Origin of the sequence: Paenibacillus sp. FSL H8-0537 (assembly GCF_038051995.1) — a bacterium.
Taxonomy (GTDB): Bacteria; Bacillota; Bacilli; order Paenibacillales; family Paenibacillaceae; genus Pristimantibacillus.
In genome coordinates this window covers 6,418,694-6,439,271 of sequence record NZ_CP150290.1, presented here as the reverse complement: position 1 = coordinate 6,439,271, position 20,578 = coordinate 6,418,694, and the positions used below count along the sequence as shown (strand labels likewise).

Below are 20,578 nucleotides of genomic sequence, written 5' to 3'. Positions count from 1 at the left end.
ATGATTTGGGAAGAAATTTGGAATAAAAGGGAAATCTCTCATGAGTATAATGGGTTAGAGAAGCTGCTGCGTGCAGATGGCTTTGACAGTGGTGCTGGGAAAATCAGTATAGATAGATGGATTGAATATACAGAATATATTAAACAAGAAATCGATATTCAGCCTAGTGATTCCATTTTTGAAGTTGGCTGTGGCTGCGGCGCATTTCTATATCCTTACTATCTTAAGGGGCATCTAGTCGGGGGAGTTGATTACTCCAGTAAGCTAATTGAACTGGCAAATCTAACTTTCTCATTGGACTCCTTTGAAGTTGCGGCTGCAGAAGCGTTTGACGTAAGCGAAAGGTATGATGTTGTCATTTCCAATAGCGTATTTCACTATTTTAAGGATTACGCTTTTGCTGAACAAGTCATAGCTAGAATGTGTGAAAAGTCCAATAAATATACGGCTATTCTTGATATACCCGATCTTGCACATTTAGATAAATCCGAATCATATAGGCGTCAGGGTTTAAGTGAAGAGGAATACGATAAAAAGTATGCAGGGTTACCCCATTTATACTATGACAAAAAATGGTTTCATATGGTCGCAGAAAAATTAGGTAAGCGTATAAGAATATTTGATCAAAATTATCCAATTGGCAATCTACATAGGTATAATATTCTACTTGAAAATTAGGAGGAGCATGAATGAAAATTTCGACTGAAAATTATATTACGCTTTCTTCAGAGTCTCATAAAGAGATTATTCATTTTTTTTCTGAAAATAACGACAGTCTTGTCTTTGATAATATTACGCCAGAGAAATTACATAGCTTTAAACAGCTGACGGAAGAAATAAAGGCAATTAAACAGAACGTTAATCAAAAAGGCTTTATGGTTCTAAAGCCCTTGCAAGAGTTATCCTTGCATGAAAATAGATTTTTATCATGGATTGTCATTTCCCTTTTAGGAGAGCCATTGGTTCAAAATAAAGAAGGGGCAAAAATTATTCATGTATATGATCGAGATAGAACGAAAAAAATGGAAGATGGGGCTCGTTATCACCAAACTCGGCAGGGTGGCTCTATCCACACTGACAACGTTAATGTTCCTGTGAAATGGGAGTACTTAGTCATGCATTGCGTTGCGACAGCGATGGTTGGTGGGGAAACCATTTTATTAAATGGAAATGATATATATAATTATTTGAAAGAATCGCTGCCTGACGTATTGAGTACTTTAGAAGCCCCATTCTATTGGGAATACAGAGGTATTTCTGATGGCACCTATCAAGCTCCAATTGTAACCTATTCTGAAGAAGGTGTAGCGCAGTTTAGATATTTAAGAGATTATTTAGAATCTGCGCATCAGAAATCTGGGAACCCTCTAACTGCTAAACAGCTGTCGGCATTGGATGCTCTTGACTCTATTCTGGAAATTTCTGATTTGCAAAGCAGATTTTTCTTGGAGCAAGGGGAAACACTTATTATTAATGATTCTCAGGTTTTCCATGGCAGAACAACATTTTCAGATTTTGAAAATGCAGAAGTAGTGGATCTGGATTTCACAGCAGGAAAGAGATATAAAAGAACGATTGATCGAGCATGGGTCAAGGAGATAAACGGATGAGTAGCGAAGGGCTAACGGCAGTACTGCTTGCAGCAGGAATTGGTTCAAGAATTGCTGATCTAACAACCGAGCCAAAGGTGTTACTGAAAGTTAATGGAAAGTCTCTATTGGACAGACATATAGAGGCGTTTATAGATTGTGGGCTTGCCAAGCTAGTTATCGTTGTTGGGTACAAACAAGAGTTAATTATTAATGCTGTACAAAAGTATAAGAACGATATTCAAATCGAATTCGTTGAAAATGCAGATTATCGCGTCAAAGGGAACTCCTTCTCGCTGTATATGGGGGTTAAAGAAATTGAAAAAGATATTTTGATTTTTGATGCTGACTTGTTTTATGCAGTAGATATCCTTCAAGATTTCATTGTGAAATCAGCACAAGAAAGCTCTATCTTAGTAGGAAAAGGTCACCTAGAAGATATAGAATGTGCGAAGGTTTTAATAGATGAAAACTCATATGTTAGAAAAACAATTGATAAAAGATTAGTTACAAATGAAGAACTAAGCCGTCATTCTTTTTTAGGTGAGGCCATAGGAATTATTCGAATTAACAGAGAAGATAGAGAGCGGTTTATAGCTGCTTGCGAAAAATTTCTTCAGGTGGAAACGAACTGGCCATTGAACTGGGAGCATTTATTGAATGAATATTTTATTCAAAATAAAGTAGGCTATGTGTTCACGAATGATGGCCGCTGGATAGAAATTGATACTTTAACGGACTATAAACAAGCTTGCGAATTATAAAACACCAACAGAAAAGAGGATTTTAATGATAACCTTACCTAAATTTGATGAACAATCCATGTATGATTACGAGACTTATTTTCATTTAACTTTGCAGCCAGATCGGCTTGCTAAATTTCTGGTGCATTATGAAGCCTATAAAATGGTTCAAGATGTTCCAGGGGCTATCGTGGAATGCGGTGTATTCAAAGGAACATCATTTACAAGATTCGCTATGATGAGAGAATTGCTAGGCAATTCATTTTCCTCCAAGCTTATTGCATTCGATGTGTTTAGTGATGAGTTTCCGAATACCTCGTATGAAGAAGACCAGGCACAAAGAGAGCACTGGATTAATACAGCAGGAGCAAGCTCGATTTCTACAGATCAGCTGTCTCAAATATTTAATGAAAAGGGTATTAAAAATTATGAGCTTATTGCGGGGAATGTGCTTGATACTGTCCCTGATTATATCCAAAAAAATGGCGGCTTAAAAATCTCCTTGCTTAATATTGATATTGACTTTGTAGAACCTACTTACTGTGTTCTGGAGCATATGTATGACAGAGTTATGAAGGGCGGAGTAATTTTATTGGACAACTATGGCGGTGAGGGTACAAGCGGATTAAGTTATCATGGAGATACTAGAGGGGTAGATGACTTCTTTAAGGATAAAGATGTGACGATCAAACAGTTTCCTTTCGCTGCCCGCCCTTGCTACATCGTAAAAGAGTAGGTGGAATCGTGCAGAAAGTAAAAAGGAATATACTCTTAAATCCAGGCCCTGCCACAACAACTGATTCAGTGAAATATGCACAAATTATTCCGGATATTTGCCCTCGTGAAGAGGAGTTTTCAGAAATACTAAAATGGGTGTCCTTGAACCTAACTGAATTTGTTGCCAACACAGAGGAATATACTTCTGTGTTGATTGGCGGATCAGGAACAGCAGCTGTAGAATCTGTCATTAGCTCGGTTGTAGGCGAGGGCTTGTTACTCATTATTAATAATGGTGCCTATGGTAAAAGAATGATAGAAATTGCACAAGCATATGAACTGAATTATGACGAGTATGTTAGTGATTATTTAAACCCAATAGATTTAGAACAGTTAGAAAGAAATTTGCAGGGAAGAGAACAGCGGATTACTCACCTTGCAGTTGTACATAATGAAACAACAACGGGCCTGTTAAATGATATTCATGCAATTGGTACCTTGTGTAAAAAGTATAAAATTGACTTAATTGTAGACGCAATGAGCTCGTATGGGGCGATTCCAATCCATATGGTTGAGTCAAATATTGATTATTTAGTAGCTAGCTCGAATAAAAATCTACAAGGTTTGCCTGGAGTAAGCTTTGTGATAGGGAATAAAGAGAAAATAAAGCACAGCAAACAAGTAAAGGCGAATAATTATTATTTGAACTTATATAAGCAGTATAGTTATTTCGAAGAGCATGGACAAATGAAGTTTACTCCACCTGTTCAAACGCTATACGCTTTAAAGCAGGCTATAATTGAGACGAAAAATGAGGGCATTATTAATCGTCATAAAAGATATACCGACTCGTGGAAAACACTTATTTCAGGTATAGAAAAATTAAACCTGGAATATCTCGTCCCCATTGAGCACCAATCACGTATTATAACGGCAATTAAAGACCCTAAGCATGAGAATTATAATTTTGATGAGATGCATGACTTTTTATATGATAAAGGATTTACGATATATCCAGGGAAGATAGAGGGTAATCGAAATTTCCGAATTGCTAATATTGGTGATATCAATCGTGATGATATTCAGTTGTTTTTATCTCACTTAGAAGCTTATTTCCAAACGATAAGCCGAGAATAGGGTTGGTGCTATGAGAGAGCTAGAGCTACATAAGGATATCACCTTTTTTTATACAGACGGTGGTGAGTTGCAACAAATCAAACCTGTCGCGGCTGAAGCGGAAGCGAGAGGATATAAGGTCACAATATCAGCAGATATCCATGAAAAGGCCCATATCGGTGTTTATTGCCAGCATCGTTGCTATCCGGAGAATGCAGACTTTTCTATGATTATGCTGCATGATATGGGACAAGGACATAATAGGTGGCCTAATATTTGGAACGGTGAGCCTTGGAATAAGTTTGATGTGGGAATTTTACCAGGCGATGGTTGGGTCAAAAGATGGGTCGATAGCTCTTGGGATCCTATTTCTATGCCAGTGAACGGTGTATATAAGCTTGGTTGGCCTAAGGCTGATATTATTACCACAGATAGTTTCAAAAAAGAAGTAGCAGAATTGAAGCAAAGTATGAACCTCAAGCATCCAATTACAGTGTTGTATGCTCCTTCTTGGGAAAATGATGGAAAACAGCATGAGTTTGTAAAAGCGCTCGAGAAGCTGCCTGTCAATTTGGTTTTGAAACAGGGACCGTGGAAAGCAGGTACAGGATGGGTTGAGCGTTATCCCCATATCATCGAAAATATAAAAGAAATGAATGCTTTGCATGAGAATTATGCCGATAACGTATATGTTGCCGACAGCGAAATCAACATCATGCATTTTTTAGCATTTACAGATATTATTGTTTCTGATGAGTCTAGTGTATTGTTTGAAGCCTTACTATTTGATGCCTGTGGTGTTGCTGTAAGTGACTGGCTAATACCAGACACGGTTCCTTCAAGATTTGCCGACATTCCTTATGATCATGTTATAAAAACGGAAAAGGTAAAGCTAACTGAAACAATCGAGAAGCTGCTTAATCATTTAACGGAAGAAAAGTTAAAAGCAAAGCAGCATAAAGAGAATAATTTTGAGCATATTGGTACAAGTGCTTATCAAATTATGCAGCTAGTAGATTCTTTTGTTGATTGTAATATTCCTGCGCCTCAGCCTGAAGTAGAAGGTGCTCTAGATCAACAAGCATTGCAGGCGCTTTTAGCTATTAACAATGAAGATGTAAGACAGGTTAGGGAACAGATTTATATGGAAAAATTGGAGTCCCTTATACAGAGTACTGCAGGACGTAAGATTGTTGTTTGGGGAGCCGGGGGTTTAGGTTCCAAGACAGTTGTATTTCTAGAAAAGTGTCAAATTAAGACTGATTTATTTGTAGATGCAAACGAACAAGCATGGGGGACCTTTAAAGAAGGTATACGTATAGAAGCCCCTGATGCTCTAGAAAAAAACAATGCCAGCAAACCGTTTATCTTTATCGGAACGTCGTTTTCTCATGATGTAATTAGACAGCTTGCAAAGTTAGGCTTTGTAGAGGAAGAGGATTTTCATAATAGTTCCAGATGGTTAATGAGTTTATGATAGCGGTAAGTCAACCTAGACAACTTTATTTTAAGGGGAATATTATGAATGTCTAAAAAAATAGGCCATATTCATATTGATGATACATTTTACAAAGGTTCAGATACCTACTCGGATGGAAGTATTGAGGATGAGATTCTGAATATAGTCAGAAACGATGAGGATATTGATCTTCTATTGCAAAAAGATAATCGTTGGCCGATATTGTATCATTTCTCTCCCATTAGAAGAAACCTTCTGGAGTGGTATAACTTTTCTGAGAATGGAACGCTTCTTGAAATCGGAGCAGGCTGCGGAGCAATAACAGGCTTGTTCAGTGAAAAGTTGTCGCAGGTGACGGCATTGGAATTATCCATGCGCAGAGCTGAAATACTAGCAAATCGTCATAAGAAACGTGAGAATATTGATATTGTTGTAGGCGATTTGTTCGATGTGGAAATGGAACAAAAGTTCGATTATGTAACGCTTATTGGAGTTCTTGAATATGCCGGCTTAAGTGGTATGGAGAACCCTTTCGAAAAGTTTTTAAATAAAGTTAAAACCTTTTTAAAGGAAGATGGCGTGCTGCTTATTGCCATTGAGAATAAGTTTGGGCTTAAATATTGGTCTGGAGCGGCAGAAGATCATTCCGGCATCTATTTTGATAGCATTGAAAACTACCATTCTACCAATCACTCCGTTAGAACCTTTTCTAAAAAAGAGTTGAAAGAATTACTTGGACAATGTGGGTTTAAACAATTGGATTTCTATTATCCGGTCCCGGATTACAAAATGCCAGATGAGGTTTTTAGCGACGAATTTTTACCGAAGGCGGGAGAGTACAATTCTGTCACTCCTAATTATGATAGAAAGAGAATTTCGCTTTTCAATGAAAAACTAGCTATGGATTCCATTGTTGATAATGACATGTTCGACTTTTTTTCAAACTCATTTCTAATAAAATGTCAATTCTAAAAAAACGGGTGATGGTATGGACATTAAATATGCGAGATATAATAGACAACGTAATGAGCAGTTTCAGACCGAGACTGCAATAGGATACCGCTTCGATCAGTTAACGGTACGCAAGCGGGCATTAAATGATAAAGCCACTCGGCATGTGCAGCGCATTCAGGAAAATTATGAGCTCCTGCAGCTTCACTTCTCTACTATTAAAACGATGAAGCTGGTACCCGTCACATTAGAAAATAATGCTGTTTTTTATGAATATATATCCGAAAAAACATTAAATGAAATGATATTAGATTACATACGGAATAAAAAGTTTGAAGAATTTTATGCTGTTTTGGACCAATACGTAAGCTTCCTCAACTCATTAAATGTTCTACAGGTGGATAAAGCTCCCGTATCAGATGAATTTAAGCAGGTTTTTGGAACAGAATGTGATACGATCAGCGGTACTGTTTTTCCGGTCGGGAATATTGATTTAACCTTTGAAAATTTATTTTTGATTAATGGACAATATCAAGTTATTGATTATGAATGGGTTTTTGACTTCCACATCCCCGTGAAATATGTTCTCTATCGGGCGATTCAGCAGTTAGTTGTACGAATTAGAGATTATATGGAAATCGACTATAATGACTTGCTTTCAAGAGTGGGGATTAGTGTTGATGAATACGGGCAGTATGCTCAGATGGAAAGATCGTTTGTTGCTTACGTGAAGTCCTCTAATTATCTTGGTCAATATCTAATTAAGGACAATGCTTCCTTAGAGGATACTAAGCTCGATTCACAATGGCGTAATGTTCAACCTGCTACCTCGGATTCAGGTTTGATACAAAAGGGTTACTTGGAGCTAGCCATGCAGCAGTACTCTTCCGAGAAAAATATATATATTTGGGGCACAGGAACGGCCGGAATCAAAACGATGGCTGTTTTAAATGATTTAGGATATAAGGTCAGCGGTTTCCTTGATAACAACGAGAAAAAGTGGGGAACGGTTATGCAGGAGCTTCCTATATCCTCCCTTGAACAGGTCTCACTAGAGAGTGACTATATTGTTATCGGTTCCTCTTATTTTAAGGAGATCAAAAAACAGCTGGATGAAGCGGGCTTGAAGCAGCATATTCATTACTGTTTCGGGATAATTAATTAGTTAAAGGTTGCCTTAAGCCATTACATTTTAACTTGGAGGCTTTATGAAAATCATTGCTTTTTATCTACCTCAATATCATCCTGTTAAAGAAAATAATGAATGGTGGGGCAATGGTTTTACAGAATGGACGAATGTGTCAAAAGCCAGGCCATCGTTTAATGGCCACTATCAGCCCCATATTCCTTCTGATTTAGGATTCTATGATTTAAGGCTGCCGGAAACAAGAGAAGCGCAGGGCGAACTAGCAGCGAGCTATGGCATAGATGCATTTTGCTATTATCATTATTGGTTCAATGGAAAAATGATTTTAGAGCGTCCCTTTAATGAAGTGCTTCAATCGGGCAAGCCTAATCTGGATTTTTGTCTCTGTTGGGCGAACGAGAACTGGTCAAGACGTTGGGATGGAATGGATCAACAGCTGCTGTTAAAGCAGGAGTATGAAGAATATAGCCCTGAGGAGCATATAAAGTGGCTGGCGGAGGCTTTTCAAGATCCACGTTACATCAAAATCGACAATAAGCCGCTGTTCCTAGTCTATCGTGCGAATGAAATAACCAATTTGCAAGAAGTGGTTGCAGCTTGGCGGAATGAGATTAAGAAATATGGATTTGATGATATATATTTATGCTGTGCCAACAACTCCAAAGCCAGTTTAACGGTGGATGATATGATTCAGGCTGGTTTTGACTCGATGTATGACTTCACTCCTGATTTCAGAGATACGGCTAATGAACACCTCTCGGTTTCCACAATCCCAGGCTTAACTGTTTATAGCTATCAAGATATGGTGGAAAAGGCCTTGCAGAAAGAAGCAGAAACGAAGCTGCCTGCTTTTCCATGTGTATTTCCAAGCTGGGATAATACAGCACGTAGAAGCAATAATGCAACGATTATCCAAAATAATGATGCCAGCTTATATAAGCATTGGCTTCAACAAAGTATAGAGCGTGTAAACGAATATGCACTAGAGGAACAAATTGTATTTATTAATGCTTGGAATGAGTGGGGAGAAGGCTGCCATTTGGAGCCGGATCTTAAAAATGGCCATTTATTTCTGGAAGCAACAAAAGAAGCCCGTGATGGTAGTGCGCCAGATAGGCTTGAGATGGGGGAGGAAGCTGAGTCTACCGAGTCCCTTAAGCACAGCGTTAATTTGTCTGTAAATGTTTTAAGACCGATTTATATCTGGGGAACCGGGGCAGCAGGGTTAAAGACACTGGAGCTGCTAAGTGCATCGAGTATTAAGGTAGAAGGGTTTATTGATAATAACGCTTCTAAAGTCGGTACATTAATTAATGGTGTTACGGTTCATTCAAAATCTACTTTAAGCGTTGCACAGCAAAATGTGGAACCTTTCGTTTGTATTGCGTCTATGTTCCATGAAGAAATAGAAAATGATTTAATGGCAATTGGCTTGTTGAGAAATAAGGATTACGCCATAAATATCAATCAATCAACCATTAGAAGATACTCTGCTAAAGGCCAGCCTTTTATTATGTTTGAAAACGATTGCTTTTGCAATATTTGTGGGTTCGGTAAGTTTTCAATGGATACCATTCAACGCTGCCAGAAGTGTGGGGCTTTACCAGAAGAGAGAATGTTGATTGAGATTCTGGGTGAGGAATTGGGCGCAGCAGGAATACCTTTGTCTAATTGGGTTAGCCACAAGCATGTTCAAATTTTGAATCTTAATGCCATCCAAGATAACATCCCGTTTTTAGAGCTAATATTCACGAATACAACGGCTAGCATGCAAAGCAGCTTAAACAAAATGCACGATGATAATGGCTATGACTATGCCCTGGTTTCACTTCAGCGCTCAAATATGGATGAAATAGCAGTGTTGTCTATTCTAGAACAGCTTACCGCATGCGCTTCTAACCTGATTATTTTAGCAAAAGATCAAAACGCCTCCAATGTTCTACATGCTTACTTTACTCAGAGTAAATCTAACGTATATAGAGTTGAGCGAGAATATAGAAAGTACAAAACAGGCTTCCAGTATGTATTGATTATTAATCATTTATCTATTAATCTGCACGATAATTAAAATACCTGCTGCAGCGGCGGAGGAGATTCTTTTATGCGCATTAGTACAATTACTCCTGTATACAATAACGATAAATATTTGGAGGAATGTATACAAAGTTTATTGAATCAGACATATGCGGATATGGAATGTATTTTTGTCGATGATGGAAGCAGTGATGATTCGACTGAGCTATTAAGAAGGTACGAGAAAAATAACGATAAGATGAAAGTGATTTACAAACCTCAAAATGAGGGAATTACTGCTGCTTATCGTACAGCATTTCCACTTGTAACTGGTGACATTATTTGTTTTCTAGACGCCGATGATGTGGCACTCCCACAGCGTGTAGAACTGACTGCAAGGGCTTTTGGGGAAGAGCGTATTGGTATGGTATATTCCCAAATGGAGCTCATTAATGCAAGAGGCGAAAGCTTTAAACATCCACTCAGGCTCCCTGAATATTTAGATTCAAATAATTTCTTTATGCAATTGTTTCGAAGAGGTTTTTTCACCGGAACCGGCCTTTCTTTTCGTAATGAACCATGGTTGCGATTAAACAGGGAAGTTATTTGTTCAGACTATGACATCAGTTTGCAATTTGCCGAGCGCGGATATCGTTTTGCTTATATCGATCAAACGTTAACCCAATATAGAATTCATTCGAACAATACCTCAGGGCAATCGATGAGAATGATTCAAGATGTAGTTCGGATTCAGAGTCGATATGACATGAATAACTTAGAAAATGTGTGGCTAGCAAAAGGACAGGCGCCTAGTGATATTTATACTACTTTTGCGATAAAGAATTATTATTTTGATAAGAACTTTACTCAAGCGCAACATTGGTTGGTCCGGTCCGAGGAAGCGGGCGGTAACACGGAGACATTTTTTTATTTAGGCCTTCTGAAACATATGCAAAATAATATTGAATCAGCCTATAACTATTTGGAGCGAGCCTATCTCACTGATCCTGAACGCTTTCATACCATACACAATTATGCAATGATTACTGCTCAATATAAAGGTGATATTCCTTATGCCTTGCAGCTCGCTGCCTCAGCCAAACAAAAGCAGCCTTACTATTTATTAATAGATAAGAACATAGAGGCATTGAAGCAGGGAGAGATCAGCTCTTTAAAAATGATTCATTTTTTATCGGATGAGGATGCCGTATTTAATAGTTATTTCCGACTTATACAGTCTAGTAACGAAGCATAATCGGGGGAATCCAGTTGAGCCAATATATATGTACATGGATTTATTTAGATTCCAAAGATGAGGAAAGCAGCTACACACAAGTGGGAAACAACTCAGCCGATAAATCCTTTCAAGAGGTTTACTGGCGCTGTGTGTATGTTTATTTTTGTTCTAGTGTTAAGAATAATCCAGAAATGAATCATGTTTTATTTACGAATAGTGTAGATATTCCGGATGTTAATGGTTTTTCTATTAAAGAGGAGCTCGCCAAATTAAAGGTTGATGTTGTACATTTGCCATTAACCTATCAAACCCCTGAAGGGTATTTCTCAAGCTGGCGAAACCAGTTTTACATTTTTGACATCTTAAAATACATAGGTTCAAATTATAATCCAGAGGATTGTTTTGTTATCTTGGATTCTGATTGCGTATGGGTACGCAAAGCAGACACCATAATGAATGTAATCGCAGAAAAGCAAATTATGGCCTATAATATGCCGTTCACAGAGACAGAGGATATTCATGGGTTATCACGAAATGAAATGAAAGAGATCTATGAGGCGTTGCTTCAAAGGACTATTCCAGAACCGCCGTCCTATGCGGGTGGAGAGTGGTTTGGAGCTACTGTAAGTTATATTAGCAAATTAAATGAAGAGGTCGATCAAGCTTGGTCGGAGAGCTTAAATCGCTTCAATCAAGGTCTGCTAAAGTTTAATGAAGAAGCCCATATGCTTAGTTTCTTGTATTATAAGCTGGGTTACGAAGGAAGCGAAGCAGCTCCTTTTATAAGGAGAATGTGGACTCTTTCGGCTGTAAGACGAGATGTATCCTATAATGATTTGGAACTGACAGTCTGGCATTGCCCGTCTGAGAAAAAATATGCTATAGCGCACTTATTTGAAGATATATCAAGTGGAAAAGGTGATTTTGAATCTATTCCAGTCGGAGAGGAATTTGTTAAATATATTGGGGAGTATTTTGGAATACCCGAAGAGAGATTAAGAAAACAAGCAGTGGATGCCGAAATACGACTTCAAATAGAACAAATTAAAAACTTGGGAACTAGTAGCATTTATATATTCGGTAGCGGGAAATACGGTGAGAACGTTCTGAATCTATTAATGGAACAAAATATTACTCCAATAGGATTTATAGATAATGACCCAAACAAATGGGGATTAGCTATCCAAGGGATTACTATTTTTAAACCAGATGTGCTTGAGCATTCAGATTTTATTATAATCGCATCGTACGCTTCGGCCGAAATAAAGAAACAATTGCTTGGCAAAGGATTTAATGAAGAGAAGAATATGCTGATATATAGTTTTTATAATTGAGTTCGACTTAAAGAAAAAAGAACATACTTTGCTCCTAAAGTAAGGGGCGGTATGTTCTTTTTTCTTAATATCTATTAGCAGAAGGGTCCGAACTCTATATCGTCCCATTATCCACATGAATAACCGTTCCCGTAATGGATCGTGCTTTCTCTGACAGCAGATACAGCACCGTACTAGCCACACTTTCCAGCTCTGTTTCTTTCTTCAAGGAGTTCCTATTGTATATACGTTCCTTTTGTTCTGGGGTGAGCGTAGCGCTCATTGCCGTTTCCATGAAGCCGGGGACAACGCAGTTCGAGCGTATTCCTTTGCTGCCCCATTCACGGGCGGTGTTTTTGGAGAATGCCTCCATCGCCCCCTTAGTGGCTGCGTACATGCTTAACCCCTTGTAGCCTGTATGGGCGCTGATGGATGAAATATGAACGATGTTGCCCTGGATTTTATTCAAAATCATATCGCGAATCGCATATTTGGTTAAATGCATAGCTGCAAACACATTGACTTGAAACATTTGCTCTAGCCGTTCCATATTCATATTGGTAATAATATCGTCATATGCAGCGGCCGAATTGTTGACAAGCCCGTAGACAGGACCAATTTTGCGAATTTGCTGCAAATATAACGCTTTAATATCCGAGCTGTTCGACAGGTCGAAGGAAATAGCTTTCAATCTCTCCGGATACTTCTCTATAAGGTCTTGAACTGAAGCTTCCCCGGAGCGGCTGATTCCAATTACGCCGTAGTCCGTCTCTGATAAAATTTGAGTGGCGATTTCTTTGCCGAGGCCGGTTGAGTGACCAGTCACTATAATCCACTTCATGCTCTAACCTTCTTTCCTGTCCGCGAACCAGGAATGTCGTCCACAAATTTAATAATTCGGGGAACCTTCCACTCCTGCAGCTGCTCGGTCGCATATTGTTTAATCGCTTTTTTTAAAGCAGCATCTTCATAGCCGGTGTCTTTGACGACATCCATCACAAGAATCTGGCCCGTTACACTATTGGCCTTAGCTTTAACAAGTAGATTCAGTACGCCGGGTACCTGTATTAAGGTATTCTCTACCTCAGAAGGATTAACTTTATAACCACCAATATTAATAAGTTCAGTCTCCCTCGACACAAACCGGAAACGGCCATCTCCTTCAAGCTCGACAATATCCCCTGTACGGTACCATTCTCCATCCAAGGAAAAGGTATCTGAGCCACCAAGCAAGGAACGGTGAATCATTAGTTCATTCGCTTCTGTGAAGCGGACGAGCTTCTCCATCTCTTCACCTATTTCAAAAATATCCCCGTTAGCTGTAAATAAGCTTCCAGCCTCAGTAGATGCATAAATATTACGGATTTTAGCTTTTGGAAAAAGAGTGGCGATAGAGCCTTCCAAATGGGGATCGTATTTCTCACCGCCAAAAGTAACCGCCTTAACGCTTGGGTAAACATCTCCGCGCAAATGAGGTATCACATTGCGATAGAAGGTTGCAGTTGCCGAAATATGAGTAATGGCATATCGCCGAATATGTTCGCCAAGCTGTCTTTGTCTGCCGTCAAAGGCATAAACAATTGTATTTTGGTTAAATAACGCTTGGAAAAAAACCTGTAAGCCGGCCATATGAGTTGGGTTATAGGCAAAAGCCCAAACATGGTCGCGAAAGCGATCATTTATTTTAACCGTCCGCGTTAGCGTCTCCAGCGTATGAATGACCTTCTTTGGCCTGCCCGTTGTGCCGGAGGTCAGCAGAGCTGCTGACCAGTCCTTGTTTTGCCTAATTAACATAAGTAATTCAGACACATTTTTGATATCGAGCGGCCTCTTAACAGGGTATTCCACGGCTAGAGCCGCAGCATCTATACCCAAAGCGGTTAGCTCCTGCTGTGAAAAATCTCCGTCCAGCACCTCTATGGCATGCTGATGGACGAGACTGTGCACAATCGCCAGAAAAATAGCGTATGGCTCGTTATTTTTCACATAAACGAATGGGGAGTAGGTTTGTAAGGCCTGCAGATCACCTAGCAGTCGGGCGTAGGTATATGGCTTGCCGTCATCGGACAAAAAAATCGGCTCCATTTTATTGACCTTCGATCTTGGCAATCACTTCACCAATCGTCAGAACAATGCCATCCTCAAAAATGTCGACATCAAATGCCTCTTCGATTCTCACTGTCAGCTCGGCTAGCATAAAGGAATCCATATGTAAATCTTCTCTCAGGCTTAGACTGTCTTCAAGAGTTGCGATCGGTGCATTTCCAGCTTCCTCAAGCATTTCATTTAATATATTTAATAGTTGTCCGTTCATAATCGTTCCTCCAAGGCAGGCAGCTGCTAACGTTCAAAGCTGTCTGCATATTTTTTTGGCTTGCTTTTTGCAGCCCAGGCTTCCTTCATCAGCTCCATAACATGAACATCGTGGAAGCGTCCATATTTAAAGATATGCTCTTTCAAAATGCCGACTTCCCGGTAGCCGTGCAGTTTATGTATTTTCATAATATTATCATTGCCTTCCATGACCTCGGCGATTATTTTATGAAGCCCAAGCTCATGGAATACATGATAATAAAGGTAAGGAGGAAGGATGCCGCCGTACAGGGTGTAATCCTCTTCTCCAATATAAAGGCCCCAGCTTGTCCGTTTATGGGCGTAATCTATCCCGTTTAAGGAAATGACTCCAACCAGCACACCTTTTATGGAAATGATCCAATATTTATCGGTTTCAGAACGGGAGATGTGATCAAACCACTTTTTCTGGTTGTCCAAATTATAGGTAATATCCGAAAACATATATTTGGTGACGCTCTCTTTTATCCGCCAGCTTAGGACTTGCTCCAAATGCTCTTCGCGGAGCTTAATAAATTCTATCATGAAAAACCTCCTTGACCCCTGCTGCATGTGTAAGCGGCTTATCAAATGTGCTTAAATGACTATTGTAATTGTACCATTTTCAAAAGAAATACGTTTCCAATTTTCCAGATGGGGCAGCTTGTCGTTTCGTAAGTGTCTTTTTTAAATATCGGCATTTCAGACGAAACTTCTTAGGCTGTTTGTGCTTTATTATTTTTGCGAATTTCAAAGTCGCGGCGCGATATTGGAAATAGATTAGCTGTATGTTGGTGTGCCGATCGATTTTGTCTCTTATGCTATAATACAGGAAACATTTGCTCTATTCGGAACGGCCATGTTAACCGATAAAATACATATACATAGTTTACTGCAAGGGAGGGAATTCATGAAAACCATTGTTATTATTCAGGCTCGAATGGGCTCATCCAGACTCCCTGGAAAAATACTGCTGCCGCTAGGAGACAGCTGTGTTCTCCATTATGTGGTGAAGCGAAGCCGGAGCATTGCTTCCGTTCAGGAGGTTGTCGTAGCGACTTCGATTTTGCCAGGCGATGATGCCATTGCAAGCTGGTGTGCTGAAAATGGTGTAGCCTGCTTTAGAGGGGCAGAGCAGGATGTTTTATCCCGTTATTATGAATGTGCGGCTCCCTATGCGCCTGATTATATTATTCGAGTGACCTCGGACTGTCCATTTGTGGATTATGCTCTCGCCAGCCGCATTGTTCAAGCAATGGAGGAGCAGCCGGCGGATATAGCTCTACTGGAGGGAGCACTCCCAAGAGGACTTGCCGTCGAAATGATTTCCTATCGCGCTTTGACTAAAATCCAGCATGCCCCTACAGAAGAGCGGCACCGGGAGCATGTTACCTACTATGCCTATGAATATGCAGAGCAGTTTTCGAATATAGCTGTCCAAGTTCCCGAGAAGCTGAGGCATCCCGAGCTGAGAATTACTCTTGATACAGCTGAGGATTATGCCTTATGCCGCGCGCTAGCGGAAGCTTTTCATGGCGATATGGCCGTGCCCGCCGCTGAGGTGGTCGATTATTTATTGGCTCATCCGGAAGTCGCTCGATTAAATGCTCATATTGAGCAAAAGCCGGTTGTTTGATGGCGGCTAATGTAATTATACGTGCGGATGCGTCAGGTGCAATCGGAACGGGACATATTATGCGATGCCTCTCGCTGGCGGATGAGCTTGCTTCTTGCGGATACTGCATTATTTTCATAAGCCGCCTGCTGGAAGGGAATTTGCGTGATTATATTATTCAACGAGGCTATCCATTTGTCGGGATTCCCTCGACTGCTCCGTTGGAGAGATTAGATGTTGCGGCTGTAGAGCAGGATGCGCAATACACCGTTCAACTGTGTGCGAAGATGCATCCGGACTGGCTCATCGTTGACCATTATGCTCTAGATGAGCAATGGGAGGTGAGCGTTAAGCCGCATGCTGGCAAGTTAATGGTCATTGATGATCTTGCTGACCGTAGGCATTCAGCAGATCTGCTTCTGGACCAAAACTTGTCATCGGATCAGGAGTATCGTTACCGTAATCTCGTTCCCGATGACTGCAAGATGCTGCTTGGCCCCTCTTACTTGCTTTTGAGGCCCTCATTTTATGAGCAGCGGGCGGCTTTAAGGCGGCGAGGGGAAGAAGTGAAGCGGCTGCTCGTTTTTTTCGGAGGCAGTGACCCTACCAATGAAACGCTGAAGGCTTTGAAGGCATTGAATAGTCTAACTGCAAATTCCCCGATGGATACCCCGCTGATCCACACCGATGTAGTGATAGGAACAGCGAATCCACGTCTGGAGGAGATTAAGCAGTTTTGTGATGAAATGACGGGTGTCGCCTTACATATTCAAATTGAAAACATGGCAGAGCTTATTGCTGCAGCAGATTTTGCTTTAGGAGCGGGCGGCGTGGCGATGTGGGAACGTTGCTACTTGGGCCTGCCCTCTGCTGTTGCGGTTGTTGCTGAAAATCAGGCAGATACCGTTGCATTAGCTGGGCAGCTAGGGGCGGTCATTGAAATGGGCTGGCACGGACAAATAAATTCGGAGCAATATGCCGATATACTTAATAAAGCATGTGGTTCTATCTTTAATCTAGGTGCTATGGGGACCAAAGCTCTAGAATTGATGGGCAGCCAGCCTGGCCAGAAGCAGAGCCGGGTGATTACGGTGATAACGGAGGAACGATTACGAGATGAAAGACATTCACATTTTGGACCGCATAATTGGGAAAACACATAAGCCATTTTTAATTGCCGAGATGTCGGGTAATCATAATCAATCACTTGAGCGTGCACTGGCTATAGTGGATGCAGCGGCCGATGCTGGGGCAGATGCACTCAAGTTGCAAACCTACACAGCGGATACGATGACGCTCAATATTCACGAAGGCGATTTTTTCATTTCCAGCTCCGATAATTTGTGGCAGGGCACTTCGCTTTATAAACTGTATCAAGAAGCATACACGCCTTGGGAGTGGCATAAGCCAATCTTTGATCGCTGCCGCGAGCGTGGCATGATTGCGTTCAGCACACCGTTTGATGCGAGCGCCGTTGATTTTCTGGAAGAGCTGGACGTGCCGGCTTATAAAATTGCTTCATTTGAAAATACAGATATTCCGCTGATCCGCAAGGTAGCGGCAACAGGTAAACCCGTCATTATCTCGACAGGGATGGCTTCTATCGCTGAATTGGATGAAACAGTGAGAGCGGCGAAAGAAGCAGGCTGCGATAATCTTATTTTATTAAAATGTACCAGTACATACCCTGCCTCGCCAGCTAACACGAATATAGCAACAATTCCGCATCTGGAGAAGCTGTTTCAATGCCAAGTAGGGCTCTCCGACCATACAATGGGTGTCGGAGTTTCCGTCGCGAGCGTGGCGCTTGGCGCAACTGTTATCGAAAAGCATTTTACACTGTCACGGGCTGATGGAGGAGTGGATTCGACATTCTCTTTAGAGCCGGAGGAGTTTAAGGCGCTTTCCATTGAGACGGAGCGTGCTTGGCAGGCAATTGGCGGTGTAGTTTACGGCGCAACGCAGGCGGAGCAGGATTCCAGAAATTATCGCCGCTCCTTATACATTGCAGAAGATGTGAAGGCAGGAGAGGCGTTTACAGAGCAAAATGTAAGAGCGATAAGGCCGGGGCTAGGCCTTCCAACCAAATATATGGAACTGATTCTAGGCAAACAAGCAAGAACGGACCTCAAGAAAGGTACCCCGTTATCATGGGATATCCTCTAGCAAACCGAATAAGAAAGGGCAGTCGCTGTGGATAAAGTAAAAGAATTGGAAGCAATGGACAAGCTATTCGACCGTCTTTTTCCCATATGCCGAAGCATTACAGGAGAAGGGCTGCGCGAAACTATCGAAATCTTGTCAGAATATATGCCTCTAGAGGTATTTGGTGAGCCGACGGGAAAGCAGGCATTCGATTGGGAAATACCGAAGGAATGGGTCATTCGTGATGGCTGGTTAAAGGCGCCGGATGGACGCAAGCTTGCAGATTTTAAGAGCAGCAATTTGCAAATTCTCAATTACAGCACGCCAGTCCAAACAAAGCTTTCGCTGGCTGAGCTGGAAGGACATTTATTTTCGATTCCTCATCTGCCAGAGGCTGTTCCTTATGTTACCTCCTACTACAAAGAGCGCTGGGGTTTTTGTCTGCCGCATTGCGAGAGGGAGCAGTTGGTAGAAGGAGAGTACGAAGCATACATAGATAGTGAGCATATTGACGGAGAGCTTAATTACGCCCACTCTGTGCTTCCAGGCGAAACGGATCGAGAGGTGTTGATTAGCACCTACATTTGTCATCCATCGATGGCTAACAACGAATTAAGTGGACCTCTTGTTGCTGCATTTTTATATAATCGGATTGCTAAATGGAGCAAGCGCCGTTATACATACCGTTTTGTTTTTGTGCCGGAGACGATTGGCAGCATTGCTTATTTACATCGTTTTGGTACAGAAATGAAGCAAAATACACAAGCAGGCCTAGTATTAACCTGCTTAGGAGGGCCCGAGCCGTTAAACTATAAGCTCTCACGCTCGGGTGCTAATCCATTGGATCACATATGGCAACAGCTTCTTGAAAGGGGAGAATTGGAGGGGAAAACTCGCCCATTCACCCCGGCTTTTGGATCGGATGAGCGTCAATATTGCTCTCCAGGCTTCAATCTCCCTGTTGGCCAGATGGCCCGCACGGTATATGGGCTTTATGATGGCTATCATAATTCCTTGGATACGAAAGAAGCTATGACCATTGAAGCGCTGCAGCGCAGTGTGGAGGAATTGGAGCGGCTGTTGGAGTTGAATGAAGCAGAAGGTTATTATGTAAACCGTTCACCTTATGGTGAGGTTAAACTAGATAAGCATGGTCTGTATCCGGATATTAATTCACCCATTAATCGTTCCCAGTCGTCCAATGAAGTTATGGACAACCGCAGACAGCTGAATATTATATTAACGATACTCAACTATGCAGATGGCGAGCATACTTTGACTGAAATTGCCGAATTGTGCCGATCCAGTATTGCTGCAATTCTCCCGTTCATCGAGCAATTAAAGGAAAAAGGAATTATTGAAGGTCCATACGCAGAGAAAGGAAGGCTGTTCAAATGAAATTGATTTTTCTGACGGGGTCCCATCCGCGGCATTTGCATATTGCAAAACGTTTGCATGAAGAGGGGCTGCTGCAAGCATTATTGATTGAAAAACGTGAAGAGCTAATGCCCAATCCGCACCCTAGCTGGTCGGAGCTGGATCAACATAATTTCGTTCGCCATTTTTCGGATCGTCAGAGCGCGGAAGAGCAGGCATTTGGGGAAGCTGATCTCAAAGTATTTGAAGGCATACCCGTGCGTGAGGTAACTATAGATCAATTAAATAGCAGTGAGACTAGACAATGGGTGATTGAGCAAAATCCCCAGGCTGTAGTGAGCTATGGGGTTCATAAGCTTGACGAAGAGACGCTGAGCGTTTTCCCGGAAATATCCTGGAATATACATGGAGGCTTATCTCCTTGGTATCGTGGGAATATTACGCTTTTCTGGCCATTCTATTTCCTTAAGCCGAACTGGGCGGGTATGACGATTCACCAACTGACTTCCCAATTGGATGGGGGAGCCGTCATTCATCATTCTGTGCCTGAGCTGCACCGGGGGGAAGGTCTGCATGATGTTGCCTGTAATGCGGTTAAGCAGGCTGCCGAGGATCTCATCCACCTTTTTAATAAGATGGGTGAAGGTCAATCGTTTAAAGCAATTCCGCAGCGCTCCAGCGGCAAGCTGTTTACATCGAAAGATTGGGCTCCACAGCATTTAAGGCTGGTATATAACACATTTAATAATGATATCGTTGATCGTTATTTGGACGGAGAGCTAGGCCATGAAGAACCTAAGCTTGTTAGAGCTTTTTAATTTGATT

20 protein-coding genes are annotated in these 20,578 nt (G+C 41.2%); 16 read left to right on the top strand and 4 right to left on the bottom strand.

Features of this window, described 5'->3' with window-relative positions:
* Genes MHB80_RS27295 through MHB80_RS27245 form a run of 11 tightly spaced genes read left to right on the top strand, consistent with a single transcriptional unit; the run spans position 1 to position 12,306 of the window.
* Positions 1-678, top strand: a complete 678-nt coding sequence (locus MHB80_RS27295; protein WP_341279866.1) for a class I SAM-dependent methyltransferase — start codon at positions 1-3, stop codon at positions 676-678.
* 11 nt (positions 679-689) lie between these two features.
* Positions 690-1,610, top strand: a complete 921-nt coding sequence (locus MHB80_RS27290; RefSeq protein ID WP_341279865.1) for a TauD/TfdA family dioxygenase — start codon at positions 690-692, stop codon at positions 1,608-1,610.
* A complete protein-coding gene (locus tag MHB80_RS27285; RefSeq protein WP_341279864.1) occupies positions 1,607-2,353 on the top strand; it encodes a phosphocholine cytidylyltransferase family protein in 747 nt (248 codons plus the stop codon). The genes MHB80_RS27290 and MHB80_RS27285 overlap by 4 nt, the downstream gene beginning before the upstream one ends.
* Positions 2,354-2,378: 25 nt before the next feature.
* Positions 2,379-3,068 carry a TylF/MycF/NovP-related O-methyltransferase gene (locus MHB80_RS27280; protein ID WP_341279863.1) on the top strand — a complete coding sequence of 230 codons (690 nt, stop codon included), beginning with the start codon at positions 2,379-2,381 and terminating at the stop codon, positions 3,066-3,068.
* Positions 3,069-3,076: 8 nt separating this feature from the next.
* Positions 3,077-4,186: a 2-aminoethylphosphonate aminotransferase gene (locus MHB80_RS27275; RefSeq protein WP_341279862.1), complete on the top strand. Its 1,110-nt coding sequence runs from the start codon at positions 3,077-3,079 to the stop codon at positions 4,184-4,186.
* Between the two features lie 10 nt (positions 4,187-4,196).
* Positions 4,197-5,642 carry a CDP-glycerol glycerophosphotransferase family protein gene (locus MHB80_RS27270; protein ID WP_341279861.1) on the top strand — a complete coding sequence of 482 codons (1,446 nt, stop codon included), beginning with the start codon at positions 4,197-4,199 and terminating at the stop codon, positions 5,640-5,642.
* A gap of 48 nt (positions 5,643-5,690) precedes the next feature.
* On the top strand, positions 5,691-6,596 hold the full coding sequence (locus tag MHB80_RS27265; protein WP_341279860.1) for a class I SAM-dependent methyltransferase: 906 nt from the start codon (positions 5,691-5,693) through the stop codon (positions 6,594-6,596).
* A 16-nt stretch (positions 6,597-6,612) separates the two neighbouring features.
* The gene (locus MHB80_RS27260) at positions 6,613-7,740 is read left to right on the top strand and encodes a hypothetical protein (RefSeq protein ID WP_341279859.1); all 1,128 of its coding nucleotides are present in this window, start codon (positions 6,613-6,615) and stop codon (positions 7,738-7,740) included.
* A gap of 43 nt (positions 7,741-7,783) precedes the next feature.
* A complete protein-coding gene (locus MHB80_RS27255; RefSeq protein ID WP_341279858.1) occupies positions 7,784-9,790 on the top strand; it encodes a glycoside hydrolase family 99-like domain-containing protein in 2,007 nt (668 codons plus the stop codon).
* Between the two features lie 33 nt (positions 9,791-9,823).
* Positions 9,824-10,990 (top strand): glycosyltransferase, encoded by a 1,167-nt coding sequence (locus MHB80_RS27250; RefSeq protein WP_341279857.1) that lies wholly within the window; start codon positions 9,824-9,826, stop codon positions 10,988-10,990.
* A 14-nt stretch (positions 10,991-11,004) separates the two neighbouring features.
* Positions 11,005-12,306, top strand: coding sequence for a hypothetical protein (locus MHB80_RS27245; RefSeq protein WP_341279856.1), 1,302 nt, complete (start codon positions 11,005-11,007; stop codon positions 12,304-12,306).
* A 94-nt stretch (positions 12,307-12,400) separates the two neighbouring features.
* Here MHB80_RS27245 and MHB80_RS27240 read toward each other — a convergent pair whose 3' ends face one another.
* From MHB80_RS27240 to pseH, 4 genes are read right to left on the bottom strand one after another with little or no spacing between them, the layout of a single operon-like run.
* On the bottom strand, positions 12,401-13,126 hold the full coding sequence (locus tag MHB80_RS27240) for an SDR family oxidoreductase (RefSeq protein ID WP_341279855.1): 726 nt from the start codon (positions 13,124-13,126) through the stop codon (positions 12,401-12,403).
* Complete coding sequence (locus MHB80_RS27235) at positions 13,123-14,370, bottom strand: fatty acid--CoA ligase family protein (RefSeq protein ID WP_341279854.1); 1,248 nt, start codon at positions 14,368-14,370, stop codon at positions 13,123-13,125. Before MHB80_RS27235 ends, MHB80_RS27240 begins: the two co-directional genes overlap by 4 nt.
* 1 nt (position 14,371) lies before the next feature.
* Positions 14,372-14,599: a phosphopantetheine-binding protein gene (locus MHB80_RS27230; RefSeq protein WP_341279853.1), complete on the bottom strand. Its 228-nt coding sequence runs from the start codon at positions 14,597-14,599 to the stop codon at positions 14,372-14,374.
* A gap of 26 nt (positions 14,600-14,625) precedes the next feature.
* On the bottom strand, positions 14,626-15,162 hold the full coding sequence (gene pseH, locus MHB80_RS27225) for a UDP-4-amino-4,6-dideoxy-N-acetyl-beta-L-altrosamine N-acetyltransferase (protein WP_341279852.1): 537 nt from the start codon (positions 15,160-15,162) through the stop codon (positions 14,626-14,628).
* Between the two features lie 364 nt (positions 15,163-15,526).
* On the opposite strand from pseH, the gene MHB80_RS27220 reads away from it, so the two are divergent.
* The 5 genes from MHB80_RS27220 to MHB80_RS27200 are packed head-to-tail and all read left to right on the top strand — an operon-like array spanning position 15,527 to position 20,571.
* Complete coding sequence (locus MHB80_RS27220; RefSeq protein WP_341279851.1) at positions 15,527-16,252, top strand: glycosyltransferase family protein; 726 nt, start codon at positions 15,527-15,529, stop codon at positions 16,250-16,252.
* On the top strand, positions 16,252-17,394 hold the full coding sequence (pseG, locus tag MHB80_RS27215) for a UDP-2,4-diacetamido-2,4,6-trideoxy-beta-L-altropyranose hydrolase (RefSeq protein ID WP_341279850.1): 1,143 nt from the start codon (positions 16,252-16,254) through the stop codon (positions 17,392-17,394). The genes MHB80_RS27220 and pseG overlap by 1 nt, the downstream gene beginning before the upstream one ends.
* Entirely contained in the window at positions 17,348-18,397 is a 1,050-nt protein-coding gene (gene pseI / locus MHB80_RS27210; RefSeq protein WP_341279849.1) for a pseudaminic acid synthase, read from the top strand. Before pseG ends, pseI begins: the two co-directional genes overlap by 47 nt.
* 27 nt (positions 18,398-18,424) lie before the next feature.
* On the top strand, positions 18,425-19,774 hold the full coding sequence (locus MHB80_RS27205; protein ID WP_341279848.1) for a DUF4910 domain-containing protein: 1,350 nt from the start codon (positions 18,425-18,427) through the stop codon (positions 19,772-19,774).
* The gene (locus MHB80_RS27200) at positions 19,771-20,571 is read left to right on the top strand and encodes a methionyl-tRNA formyltransferase (RefSeq protein ID WP_341279847.1); all 801 of its coding nucleotides are present in this window, start codon (positions 19,771-19,773) and stop codon (positions 20,569-20,571) included. Before MHB80_RS27205 ends, MHB80_RS27200 begins: the two co-directional genes overlap by 4 nt.
* The last annotated feature ends 7 nt before the right edge of the window (positions 20,572-20,578 follow it).

Bases quoted from the DNA above. Each gene is read 5' to 3' on its own strand.
- MHB80_RS27295 (WP_341279866.1), top strand. From the start codon at position 1: ATGATTTGGGAAGAAATTTGGAATAAAAGGGAAATCTCTCATGAGTAT.
- MHB80_RS27290 (WP_341279865.1), top strand. From the start codon at position 690: ATGAAAATTTCGACTGAAAATTATATTACGCTTTCTTCAGAGTCTCAT.
- MHB80_RS27285 (WP_341279864.1), top strand. From the start codon at position 1,607: ATGAGTAGCGAAGGGCTAACGGCAGTACTGCTTGCAGCAGGAATTGGT.
- MHB80_RS27280 (WP_341279863.1), top strand. From the start codon at position 2,379: ATGATAACCTTACCTAAATTTGATGAACAATCCATGTATGATTACGAG.
- MHB80_RS27270 (WP_341279861.1), top strand. From the start codon at position 4,197: ATGAGAGAGCTAGAGCTACATAAGGATATCACCTTTTTTTATACAGAC.
- MHB80_RS27265 (WP_341279860.1), top strand. From the start codon at position 5,691: ATGTCTAAAAAAATAGGCCATATTCATATTGATGATACATTTTACAAA.
- MHB80_RS27260 (WP_341279859.1), top strand. From the start codon at position 6,613: ATGGACATTAAATATGCGAGATATAATAGACAACGTAATGAGCAGTTT.
- MHB80_RS27255 (WP_341279858.1), top strand. From the start codon at position 7,784: ATGAAAATCATTGCTTTTTATCTACCTCAATATCATCCTGTTAAAGAA.
- MHB80_RS27250 (WP_341279857.1), top strand. From the start codon at position 9,824: ATGCGCATTAGTACAATTACTCCTGTATACAATAACGATAAATATTTG.
- MHB80_RS27240 (WP_341279855.1), bottom strand. From the start codon at position 13,126: ATGAAGTGGATTATAGTGACTGGTCACTCAACCGGCCTCGGCAAAGAA.
- MHB80_RS27235 (WP_341279854.1), bottom strand. From the start codon at position 14,370: ATGGAGCCGATTTTTTTGTCCGATGACGGCAAGCCATATACCTACGCC.
- MHB80_RS27230 (WP_341279853.1), bottom strand. From the start codon at position 14,599: ATGAACGGACAACTATTAAATATATTAAATGAAATGCTTGAGGAAGCT.
- pseH (WP_341279852.1), bottom strand. From the start codon at position 15,162: ATGATAGAATTTATTAAGCTCCGCGAAGAGCATTTGGAGCAAGTCCTA.
- MHB80_RS27220 (WP_341279851.1), top strand. From the start codon at position 15,527: ATGAAAACCATTGTTATTATTCAGGCTCGAATGGGCTCATCCAGACTC.
- pseG (WP_341279850.1), top strand. From the start codon at position 16,252: ATGGCGGCTAATGTAATTATACGTGCGGATGCGTCAGGTGCAATCGGA.
- pseI (WP_341279849.1), top strand. From the start codon at position 17,348: ATGAAAGACATTCACATTTTGGACCGCATAATTGGGAAAACACATAAG.
- MHB80_RS27200 (WP_341279847.1), top strand. From the start codon at position 19,771: ATGAAATTGATTTTTCTGACGGGGTCCCATCCGCGGCATTTGCATATT.